Below are 11,420 nucleotides of genomic sequence, written 5' to 3'. Positions count from 1 at the left end.
TTTAAATCCGTTTTCAGTCGAAACTGTTGGGGACGATCCCTTTATCAAAGCGCGATTCTTTCAATGCTTCCTTGACCCGCTTCAAGTTATCTCTGAATTTTGCCCCCCGGCGCAAGGTAAATCCGGTGGCCAGCACGTCGATAAGGGTTAGCTGGGCAATTCGCGACACCATTGGCATGTAAACATCGGTATCTTCCGGCACGTCCAGCAGCAGGGGGAGGGTCGCAACCTGTGCCAGTGGTGTATCCTTGGAGGTGATGGCGATAACCGTTGCGTCGTTCTCTCGTGCCAGGTGCGCCATCTCGACCAGATTTTTGGTACGTCCGGTGTGGGAGATCAGTACCACGACATCGCCCTCGGTGGAGTTCATACAGCTCATGCGCTGCATGACGATATCGTCAAAATAGACCACCGGAATATTGAAGCGAAAGAATTTGTTCATGGCGTCATGCGCTACGGCGGCCGAGGCACCAAGGCCGAAGAACGAGATTTTTTTCGCCTGGGTCAGCAGATCAACCGCACGATTGATGGCGGTAATGTCGAGATTTGCCTTTACTGTATCCAGGTTGGCCATCACCGATTCGAAGATTTTGCTGGTGTAAGCGGCAACGGTGTCGTCTTCTTCGACGTTGCGGTTTACATAGGGCGTACCGTTGGCCAGGCTTTGTGCCAGATGCAGCTTGAAATCCGGGAATCCTTTGGTTTCAAGGCGGCGGCAAAAGCGGTTGACGGTAGGCTCACTGACATCGGCCAATTTGGCTAGCCGGGCGATGCTGGAGTGAATAGCGGTTTGTGGGGAGGCCAGGATCACCTCGGCGACTTTCCTTTCCGATTTGCTCAGGAGCTCCAGATGGCTCTGGATTTTTTCCAGCGTATTCATATAACGGGAGTCACTCATGGTTTCTACCTGCCGGACAACAGCCGTCGTGGCCGATCCATCGGGTATGACGATTTCAATCAAAGGAGAAATCAATCCGGTTTAGTGAAAATATACTACGTGCCGGTAACCGTTGGCAGTGTCGACGAGGGATAAGCTGGTTTTTTTCACCAGAACATGACCTGTGTCTAACTTTCATAATGGTAAAAGAGTGTCAAAAAAGACAGAAAATTACAGTTTTCCCCGTTGCCAGCCGCGTTGGCGCTACGTCTGGGATATCGCTGTAGTTTCTGGGGCTTTTTTTCTGCTTTTGATCTGGGTTTACTGGCCGTAGCTAAAGAGAGTACATTAGTAATGTAAGAAAATTACAAATATCCTGCATCGAGGAGATGAACATGGCGGTAACCTCTACAGCCCAGGCCTGTGACCTGGTTATTTTCGGCGCAAAAGGCGATCTGGCGCGTCGTAAACTGCTGCCTTCCCTGTACCAGTTAGAGAAAGCCGGTCACATCCACCCGGATACCCGTATCATCGGGGTAGGCCGTGCCGAGTGGGATAAAGAAGCTTATACCAAGGTGGTCAAGGAAGCCTTGGGCACCTTTATGAAAGAAGAGCTGGACGATGAGCTCTGGGCCACGCTGAGCGCGCGCCTGGACTTCTGTAATCTGGATGTCAATGACAGCAAGCATTTCGTCGAATTGGGCAAGATGCTGGACCAGAAACATCGTACCACCATCAACTATTTCGCCATGCCGCCAAGCACCTTTGGCGCCATCTGCAAGGGTCTGGGCGAGGCCAAGCTGAATAAAGATCCGGCGCGCGTGGTGATGGAAAAGCCGCTCGGTACGGATTTGGCATCCTCACGGGTGATCAACGATCAGGTAGCCGAGTATTTTAACGAATGCCAGGTTTACCGCATCGACCACTATCTGGGTAAAGAGACGGTGCTGAACCTGTTGGCGCTGCGCTTTGCCAACTCACTGTTTGCTTCCAACTGGGATAACCGCACCATCGATCATGTGCAGATCACCGTAGCGGAAGAGGTGGGGATTGAAGGGCGTTGGGGTTACTTCGATCAGGCCGGGCAGATGCGCGACATGATCCAGAACCACCTGTTGCAGATCCTGACCATGATTGCCATGTCACCACCGGCGGATCTGACCACTGACCGTATTCGTGACGAGAAAGTGAAAGTGTTGCGCTCGCTGCGCCGTATCGATCAGACCAATGTTCGGGAAACCACTGTGCGCGGCCAGTATACCGCAGGCTTTGTGCAAGGTAAGAAAGTGCCGGGCTACCTGGAAGAAGAAGGGGCAAACAAGAGCAGCAACACCGAGACGTTTGTTTCCATCCGTGTCGATATCGACAACTGGCAGTGGGCCGGGGTGCCGTTCTATCTGCGCACCGGTAAGCGCCTGCCGACCAAATGTTCAGAAGTGGTGGTGTACTTCAAAAACCCACCGTTGAACCTGTTCCGTGATTCTTATCAGCAACTGCCGCAGAACAAACTGACCATCCGTCTGCAACCGGACGAAGGGATCGAGATCCAGGTACTGAATAAGGTGCCGGGGTTGGATCACAAACATCGTCTGCAAACCACCAAGCTGGATCTTAGCTTCTCGGAAACCTTCAACCAGGAGCACGTGGCCGACGCCTATGAGCGCCTGCTGCTGGAAACCATGCGCGGCATCCAGGCGCTGTTCGTGCGCCGTGACGAAGTGGAGGAAGCCTGGAAATGGGTCGACTCCATCATGGATGCCTGGAAAGCGGACAACGAAGCGCCTAAGCCTTACCAGTCTGGCACTTGGGGGCCGGTGGCTTCCGTCGCTATGATCACGCGTGATGGCCGTTCCTGGAACGAGTTCGAATAAAGCGTAGTTAATTTATCCCCTCACCCTAACCCTCTCCCAAAAGGAGAGGGGACCGATCGAGGTCGTTGCAGCCCAAGTGTTATTTCTGCGGACGCAGAGACTCCTGGGGGTGAGATGGGATTTCTCAAAAGATTACCGGTGCGATCGGAATCCGCAAGCACGCGGAGCCCTGTGGCAGGGGCGTGCCATACACCAACCGAAAGTAATGGAGATAATGACGATGAAAAACTGGAAAACCAGTGCAGAACAGATCCTGACGGCAGGCCCCGTAGTTCCGGTGATTGTGATTAACAAACTGGAACACGCCGTGCCGCTGGCTAAAGCACTGGTTGCGGGTGGGGTGCGCGTACTGGAAGTGACGCTGCGAACCGCCTGCGCAATGGACGCCATTCGTGCGATCGCCAAAGAAGTTCCTGATGCGATTATCGGTGCAGGTACGGTGATTAACCCACAGCAGTTGCAGGAAGTGACCGAGGCTGGTGCGCAGTTTGCTATCAGCCCTGGCCTGACCGCCGATCTGTTGAAAGCCGCTACCGCTGGCAGCATTCCGTTGATCCCAGGTATCAGCACCGTTTCCGAGCTGATGATGGGGATGGATCATGGTTTGCGTGAGTTTAAATTCTTCCCTGCGGAAGCCAACGGTGGCGTCAAGGCATTGCAAGCCATTGCCGGGCCGTTCTCGCAGGTGCGCTTCTGCCCAACCGGTGGCATTACGCCAAACAACTACCGTGACTATCTGGCGCTGAAAAGTGTGCTGTGCATCGGTGGTTCCTGGTTGGTCCCTGCAGATGCGCTGGAAAGCGGTGACTATGCCCGTATCACCGAATTGGCACGCGAAGCCGTCAAGGGTGCTACCGCTTAACTCTGCTTTCACTCCTGCTGATGCCAATCCTCTGTGATTGGCATTTTTTTTGCCTGCAAAATCCATAACATCCCATTTTACGGTGGTTGCCAACCCTGACCCTGTATTAGGATGGTTTTAGGTTAGATTGGCTACCAGCTTGCCACTCACCTGGTTTTTCTTATTTATAACTAATAATAACAACAGGTTAAAATGAAACGTAAAGATGCGGTTCGCCAGGAACTGGAACGCCTTACCCTGACATTTACCCGGGAGACGCTACAACAGAGTGAAGGCGGTTTCGCCGCGGAGACCATCGCTTTCAACCTGGGATTGGCGCGTAACTCCGTCAGCAAAGATCTCAACGAGCTGCACGGCGAGCGGTTGGTGATCAAGATTAAATCCCGTCCGGTGCTGTTCCTGCACCGAGCTGTATGCGAGCAGTTGATTGAGCAATCGTTACCAGACGAAAGGTTGGAAGCCAAGGATTTGCAGGAACTGTTACCTGTTAAAGCGTTGCCGCAACCACAGAGTGATGATCCTTTTCATACGGTGATTGGCTATGATCGTAGCCTACGATTGCCGGTAGATAAGGGGAAAGCGGCGGTGCTCTACCCGGGGGGACTGCATGTGTTGCTCACCGGGCCTTCCGGGGTGGGGAAAACCTTCTTCGCTGAAGTCATGCACCAGTTTGCCGTGGTGCAGCAGCCTCAACGCCAGATCCCGCTGGTGTATTTCAACTGTGCCGAGTATGCCCATAACCCGGAACTGCTCTCGTCCCATCTGTTTGGCCACAAGCAGGGCGCATTTACCGGCGCAATCGAAAGTAAACGCGGCCTGATCGAACAGGCGGACGGCGGTTTTCTGCTGCTCGATGAAGTTCACCGCTTGCCCTATGAAGGGCAGGAGAAGCTGTTTTCGATCCTTGATAAAGGCGAATATCGCCCATTGGGTTCCAGCGATAAGGCCCGGCCTATCAGCGTGCGGTTGATATGCGCCACCACCGAAAGCCCAGACTCGACGTTGTTACGCACTTTTCTGCGGCGTATTCAGGTGTCGATTGCCATACCGGCGCTACGGGAACGCTCGCTGGAGGAACAGGTGGAAATCATTACCGGCTTCCTCCAGCAAGAGAGCCGCAAGATTGCGCGCACCATCCGGCTGGATAAGGGACTACTGCTTTACCTGTTGGAGAAACCGCTGAGTGGCAATATTGGCCAACTCAAAAGCGATATCCAGTTTCTCTGTGCGCAGGCCTGGGCCAGCGGTATGGGGCACAGTAGCCCAAGATTGCTGCTGGATAAGCGGCTGATGGATGTGCCGCACTCGGCCAGTGCAAGCAGCCGCCTGCTGGTGGACGCGCTATTTGGCCAGCAGGAGTATCTGGATATTACCTCGCAGCCGATGGAGCAGCTCAAGCAACATCTGAGCGCCTTGAGTAACGAGCAGGACAGCGATCTGTTCTACACCTACCTGACGTGCGAATATGTCAATCTGCGCAACAGTAACGTGCCGCCGCAGGAAACCCTGTCGATCCTGAAGAACAAGCTGCGGACTATTTTTGAGTATGGGCTTTACAGCCGCAGCGGCGCGGAGAGTGAGGAACGTTATTATGGCGGTCAGGTAGAGCAGCGTATTACCTTGTTGATCGGCTGCATTGAACAGGTCCTGGGCTTTCCGCTGCCGCAGAATATGGCGGGCCATCTGCGTAAACACCTACTGGCACTGCTTTCCTATGTGCAGAAAGGGCTGATCCCCAATCTGTACTCCTCCAGCCTGATCCTCGATTATTGCAAGGATGAGTACGACAACGCCAACCAACTGTGCCGCAAGATCAACGAAATCTTCCACATCCAATGCCCGTCGACGGAAATCGTTTATCTGTGCCTGTTCCTGAAAGAGTGTCGTAGTTTCCGCCAGCGCAAAGCGGTTAATCCTGACTGTGGTGCCATGCTGATCGGCCACGGGGCCACCACCGCCAGCAGTATGGCGCACTATGTCAATCGGGTGCTGGAATGTGAGCTATTTACCGCCATCGATATGCCGTTTGAGCAGTCGGTGCATGACACATTGGAATTGCTGATCGCGACACTGCGGGAAAAACGCTATCAGCGCCTGATCCTGATCGTCGATATCGGCTCACTGGTGCATTTTGCCAGCACCGTCAGCAAACTGTTCCACATTGATGTGCTGCTGATCCAGAACATCACTATGGGAGCGCTGCTGGAGATTGGCCTGGATCTGACTTACGAAACCAGCGATTTCGCCCCTTTGATGGAGCTGATGGTGAGCAAAGGGATTGCCCATCAGCTTTTCGACCAGCGTGAGGATGAGACCGGCAAGGTGTTGGCAATCTCCTGTATCACCGGCATGGGTACGGCGGTGAAGATCAAAAAGGTGCTGGAGGAGAGCTTCGGAGAACTGATGGCGGAAGATACCCGCATGGTGCTGGTGGATTACAACGAAGTCCGCAGCCTGGAGCGTTTACGTCAGGCCATCGGGGGTAACGAGCGCCTGGTGGGGATCGTCGGTACTTTCCAGCCCGGTTTGCCGGATATTCCGTTTATCGCTCTGGAAGAGCTGTTCTCCGAACAGGGGCCAGAGCTGGTGCTCAGCCTGCTGAACCCTGATCTGGGCAGCGCCGAACGCCAGTTGCAAGTCGAGCGTTGTTCGATGCGCTTTATCAGCGCGCTGACGTTGGAAAGCATCATCAACCACATTTCCGTGCTCAATCCTCAGCGTATCCTGCAAGAGATCGAGGCGGTGTTACACCAGATTTGCCGCACGCTGGATCTGCAGCCCTCAAGGCAAGTGACACTTCGCTTCCTGATCCACTGCTGCTGCATGGTGGAGCGTATCGTTTTAAGCCACAAACCGTTACAGATTGCCCTGGACGCCCAGCAGGATATCGACCAACAGGCGTTTTCTGTCATCAAAGATGCGTTTTCACCGATTGAACGTGCCTATTCAATTCGCCTGTCTGATGCGGAATATTTTTATATCTACGAGCTCCTCTACCGCTAAACCCTGCCATAGCGGGCCTTGAGGGCCCGCTCTCTCCTGAACTCCCTCCGGCGTGCCACAAAGTTGGCACAGGCATTGCTATATCTCTATTGAAGAGAAAATTTCCAATGACTTTCAATAGATTGCCAGGAGGCCATTTTGGCGGCATTACCTCAAATTTTACTACTGACCCACGGCGGCTGGGGCCAGCAACTGCGTGAAAGCGTGCGCATGGTGATTGGCGAAACCAGCGGGGTGTTTGATATCGCGCTGATGCCGGTCGATACGCTGTCTGAGTTCCACGAGCGGGTGGAACAGCAGGTGAAAACCATGCCGGAAGGGTCGTTGATCCTCACCGATTTTATCGGCGGCACCACCTCCAACGTGGCGGCGAGACTGAGTCGTGACTACGCCATCGGCGTGATTTCCGGTCTCAATGCCACCTTGTTGCTGGCCGCTATCGATTTACGCGAACAGGGCAATCTTCTCGGCCATCTCGATGAGTTGGTTGAATTGGGGCGCAACAGCTGCCTCGACGTCGTTAAACAAATCAAATCAATAACATCAGGGGAAAATTAATCATGGCTAAAATCGTGTTATGTCGCATTGACAGCCGTTTGATCCACGGCCAGGTGGTCACCAAGTGGGTAGGGCAATCGCAGGCCAATCGTATCGCGGTCGTTAGCGATGAGCTGGAAGCCGATCCGTTTATGAAAAGCATCTACCTGATGGCAGCGCCACCGAATGTGAAAGTGGATTGCTATGGCAACCAGAGTTTTGCAGCCGCGTGGCAGGAGAACCAACTGGGTGAGGGTAACGTCCTGGTGCTGTTCCCGAACCTGGCTACGGTACAGCAAGCGGTTGTTGACGGGTTTGACGTCAAGACTATCCAGGTAGGTGGGTTAGGTGGTGGACCGAACCGTAAAGCGGTGTTCCAGAACATCACGCTGGATGAGGCCGACGTGGCGATCCTGCGCGATCTGGAACAACGCGGCGTGACGGTGTTCTTCCAGACCATCCCGGAAGACAAGCCGCAGGCGCTGGCAGATATTTTGAAGAAGTTCTGATTTTCGGCATCTGATCGATTAGGAGCAAAACATGGATAACTTGACCGTTGCCATCTGTATGGGGCTGTATTACTGGTTTGCCCGCCTGCGTTTGGGTTACACCCTCTCCGGCATGTTGGTTCAACCGATTGCCATTGCGGTATTCGTCGGCTTCCTGCTGGGGGATATGAAAACGGCGATGATTATCGGTGCTGGCATGCAGTTGGTGTATCTGGGCGTCACGTCTACGCCGGGCGGCAACGTCCCTTCAGATCCAGCGCTGGCGGCCTGTATCGCACTGCCTATCGCGGTGAAAGCGGGGATGGATCCCAACCTGGCGATTGCACTGGCGATCCCGTTTGGGGTGATCGGCGTATTTGTCGACCAATTACGCCGCACCGTGAACGCTGTCTGGGTGCACATGGCAGATAAACACGCGGAAGAAGCCAACATCAGCGGGATCATGCGCTGCGCCTTCCTTTACCCGGCGCTGCTTGGCCTGGTGATCCGCTTCCCGGTGGTGTTCGCTGCCAACTATTTCGGCCAGGGCGTGGTCGAGAAATTCCTGGCGCTGATGCCACATTGGCTGACCCACTCGTTTGAAATCATGGGTGGGATCCTGCCTGCGCTGGGCTTCGCCATCACCATCATGGTGATCGGCAAGAAAAGCCTGCTGCCTTACTTCATTGCCGGATTCTTCGCGGTGCTGTACCTCAAGGTCGACATCATGGCGATGGCCATCTTCGGTACCTGCGCGGCATTCCTGGTTAAAAACATGGCTAAAGGCGAGGGAGCTTAATCATGAGCAGCGACATCATGCAACACGAACTGGTGGAAAGAGCGCGGCAAACCAACGTGCTGACCAAGCGGGACATCACCAAAGCCTGGTTTATTTACTGGCTGGGAGCCGAAGTCTCCAACTCCTATGAGCGTTTACAGAGCCTGATCTTCTGCGCCTCAATGACGCCGATTATCAAAAAGCTCTATCCCCAGAAGGAAGAACAGGTTGAGGCGCTGAAACGCCACCTGAACTTCTTCAACAGCGAACAGACCTTTGGTGCGGTGATCCAGGGCGTCGCCATCGCCATGGAAGAGCAGAAAACCCGCGGCGAGCCGATTTCCGACTCGTCCATCACCGGGATCAAAACCGGCCTGATGGGGCCGCTGGCCGGCATCGGTGACTCGGTGGTCTGGGCGGCGATCATGCCGCTGCTGATCGCCATTTTCATTCCTTTCGCGGCCAACGGCAGCGCCATGGGCGGCATTATGCCGGTGGTGCTGTATACCGCCATCACCATGGCAATCAGCTATGGCTTGGCCCACAAAGGCTACACGCTGGGGAGGGAATCGATCATCGGCCTGCTGCAAGGGGGCAAGATAAAAGAACTGATCTACGGGGCTAACGTGCTCGGACTGATCATGATGGGGGCGCTGTCTGCCAGCTACGTCAAGATCACCTCGCCGCTGAAAATCAGTGCGCTGGAAGGCTCCGAGGTGGTGGTTCAGCAGATCCTGGACTCTATCGCCCCTGGTTTGTTACCCCTGGCTGCCGTGTTCTCAATCTACTTCTACCTGGTCAAAAAAGGGCCGCGTTATACCACCATTCTGCTTTCGGTGGTGGTGTTGAGCGTGGTGTGTTCCCTGTTGGGCATTCTGTAACGGAGCAATGATGAATATTTATCAACGGCTCGGACTGAAACGGGTGATCAATGCCAGCGGCAAGATGACCATCCTTGGCGTCTCTTCGGTGCCGCATGAGGTGATGGCGGCCACGGCAGAGGCGGCGTCAGCCTTCGTCGAGATTGATGCGCTGGTAGATCGCGTTGGCGAACTTATCTCGCAGCATACCGGCGCCCAGGACAGCTATGTGACTTCCTGTGCCTCCGCTGGGGTGGCTATCGCGGTTGCGGCGGCTATCACCCAAGGAGAGCCTGACCGGGTGGCGCAGATGCCCTGTAGTGAGGGCCTGGCAAATGAGATCGTCCTGCTGCGTGGCCACAATATTGACTATGGCGCACCGATCACCACCGCCATCCGCTTGGGGGGTGGTAAGGTGGTTGAGGTGGGACAAAGTAACCTGGCAGCTCGTTGGCAATTGGCAAAGGCCATCACGGTAAAGACGGCGGCGTTGTTTTACGTCAAGTCGCATCACTGTGTGCAAAAAGGCATGGTTACGCTGAGCGACTTTGTCGCCGTGGCTCGGGATGCCGGGTTGCCGCTGATTGTGGATGCTGCCGCAGAGGAGGATTTACGGGCTTACGTGGCGGCCGGGGCCAATATGGTGGTGTACAGCGGGGCCAAAGCGCTGGATACCCCGACCTCCGGTTTTGTCACCGGTGACCAGAAATGGATCGCCTGCTGCAAGGCACAGCATAACGGCATTGCGCGGGCGATGAAGATCGGAAAAGAGAACATGGTGGGCTTGGTGATGGCGTTGGATCATTATCAACAAAATCAACCTGACTGGAGCCGCCAATTACCGGCATTACGTGAGCTGGCACAGCAGATTTCCGCCATGACAGGTTTACAGGCAGAAATCGAACAGGATGAGGCCGGGCGGGCGATTTATCGGGTACGGGTGAGTGTAGACGCCTCAAGGCTGGGGCTAACCGCTTATCAGGTGGAAGAGCAACTGCGTACCGGCGAGATCGCGATTTATACCCGTCACTATTGGCTGAATCAGGGCATTTTCAGCTTCGACCCACGGGCGCTGCGCGATGACGACTTTGAGCTTATCGTGGCGCGTCTGCAGGAAATTGTGCAACAGGCCGGGGGGCAGCATGCAACAGCTTGATTTTTACCAGGGGCGCGTGGCAATCAACGTGCTGGCGAAAGATATCCCTAACGCGTTACAGGTACACCTTGCTGCCGAGGGGCACGCTGCGATCGGTGTGATCTCGGCGCAATTCAGCAGCGTCGAGCAGGGCGTGACCGAAGTGAAGCGTTGGATGGAGCATATCCCGGCCATTTCGGTTGGCTTGGGGGCCGGCTCGGCGGCGCAGTTTTATAAGGCGGCGATGATTGCTGCGGCCACCGCGCCTGCACACGTCAACCAGACCTTCACCGGCTGTGGTTTTGCCGCTGGAGCCTTGGCAGCGCGGGGTATCAGCAATACCTGCATTAACGCCCTGATCTCGCCGACCGGTACGCCAGGAAAGGTGATTATCTCCACCGGTGTCCACAGCAGCCAAGGCGAGCCTGCCGTGGTGAGCTGTGACAGCGCGGTGCGGATGATCCTCGATCTGGGCGGTCATGCGGCCAAGTTCTTCCCGATGGGCGGATTGGCCTCGCTGGCAGAACTGCGTGCATTGGCGGAAAGTTGTGTACGTAATGGCATGACCATGATCGAACCGACCGGCGGGATCGATACGCAAAACTTCCTGCCGATACTGGAAACCTGTCTTGACGCGGGAGTGGAGAAGGTGATGCCACATGTTTACAGTTCCATCATTGATCCCCACAGCGGAGAGACCCGTGCCGAAGAGGTTGCAATGCTGCTGGAAGGCATCAAACAGATCCTGCGCTAAGGTGCATGGCGCCTGAATCTGCCGCACTTTCGGGCAGCCGAAATTCTCACAAGGCTCAGGTGAAAATCCGAGCCTTTTTTAATTTTTAAAAACATTAACGTTCTTATTTATAACCCATTTTTTTTCACTAAATGTGAAAACGGCGGTTTGCTTTCTGATTTTCGCTATGGTAAAACTATTGCAGCTGAAAATTTTACATTCATGAGGATATTGGGCAAATCGCACGGTGTGCGGCTGAAGATAGAGAATATTATG

The 11,420-nt window shown here is 54.7% G+C and carries 10 protein-coding genes; 9 read left to right on the top strand and 1 reads right to left on the bottom strand.

The genetic code is table 11. From position 1 onward, the window contains the following. Nucleotides 1–13 precede the first annotated feature (13 nt). Nucleotides 14–880 (bottom strand): MurR/RpiR family transcriptional regulator, encoded by an 867-nt coding sequence (locus tag U869_RS0106215; RefSeq protein WP_025121064.1) that lies wholly within the window; start codon nucleotides 878–880, stop codon nucleotides 14–16. A gap of 392 nt (nucleotides 881–1,272) precedes the next feature. Here U869_RS0106215 and zwf point away from each other — a divergent pair, with 392 nt between their 5' ends. The 9 genes from zwf (at nucleotide 1,273) to U869_RS0106170 (ending at nucleotide 11,165) form a co-directional block, all read left to right on the top strand. After that, the gene (gene zwf / locus U869_RS0106210) at nucleotides 1,273–2,748 is read left to right on the top strand and encodes a glucose-6-phosphate dehydrogenase (RefSeq protein WP_025121063.1); all 1,476 of its coding nucleotides are present in this window, start codon (nucleotides 1,273–1,275) and stop codon (nucleotides 2,746–2,748) included. A 220-nt stretch (nucleotides 2,749–2,968) separates the two neighbouring features. Continuing rightward, nucleotides 2,969–3,610, top strand: coding sequence for a bifunctional 4-hydroxy-2-oxoglutarate aldolase/2-dehydro-3-deoxy-phosphogluconate aldolase (locus tag U869_RS0106205; protein ID WP_025121062.1), 642 nt, complete (start codon nucleotides 2,969–2,971; stop codon nucleotides 3,608–3,610). Nucleotides 3,611–3,802: 192 nt separating this feature from the next. Continuing rightward, entirely contained in the window at nucleotides 3,803–6,613 is a 2,811-nt protein-coding gene (locus tag U869_RS0106200; RefSeq protein ID WP_025121061.1) for a sigma 54-interacting transcriptional regulator, read from the top strand. A 138-nt stretch (nucleotides 6,614–6,751) separates the two neighbouring features. Further along, nucleotides 6,752–7,171 (top strand): PTS fructose transporter subunit IIA, encoded by a 420-nt coding sequence (locus tag U869_RS0106195; RefSeq protein WP_025121060.1) that lies wholly within the window; start codon nucleotides 6,752–6,754, stop codon nucleotides 7,169–7,171. 2 nt (nucleotides 7,172–7,173) lie between these two features. Next, on the top strand, nucleotides 7,174–7,659 hold the full coding sequence (locus U869_RS0106190; protein ID WP_025121059.1) for a PTS sugar transporter subunit IIB: 486 nt from the start codon (nucleotides 7,174–7,176) through the stop codon (nucleotides 7,657–7,659). 31 nt (nucleotides 7,660–7,690) lie between these two features. Continuing rightward, on the top strand, nucleotides 7,691–8,437 hold the full coding sequence (locus U869_RS0106185) for a PTS sugar transporter subunit IIC (RefSeq protein ID WP_021806649.1): 747 nt from the start codon (nucleotides 7,691–7,693) through the stop codon (nucleotides 8,435–8,437). Beyond that, entirely contained in the window at nucleotides 8,437–9,297 is an 861-nt protein-coding gene (locus tag U869_RS0106180) for a PTS system mannose/fructose/sorbose family transporter subunit IID (RefSeq protein ID WP_198530683.1), read from the top strand. Before U869_RS0106185 ends, U869_RS0106180 begins: the two co-directional genes overlap by 1 nt. Before the next feature lie 7 nt (nucleotides 9,298–9,304). Further along, nucleotides 9,305–10,432: a DgaE family pyridoxal phosphate-dependent ammonia lyase gene (locus U869_RS0106175; protein WP_025121057.1), complete on the top strand. Its 1,128-nt coding sequence runs from the start codon at nucleotides 9,305–9,307 to the stop codon at nucleotides 10,430–10,432. After that, entirely contained in the window at nucleotides 10,419–11,165 is a 747-nt protein-coding gene (locus U869_RS0106170; RefSeq protein WP_025121056.1) for a KDGP aldolase, read from the top strand. Before U869_RS0106175 ends, U869_RS0106170 begins: the two co-directional genes overlap by 14 nt. Nucleotides 11,166–11,420: the final 255 nt, after the last annotated feature.

The organism is Serratia sp. H1w (genome assembly GCF_000633355.1).
Classification (GTDB): domain Bacteria; phylum Pseudomonadota; class Gammaproteobacteria; order Enterobacterales; family Enterobacteriaceae; genus Chania.
The sequence above is the reverse complement of the archived record's forward strand: the minus strand, read 5'-3'. Positions and strand labels throughout refer to the sequence as shown.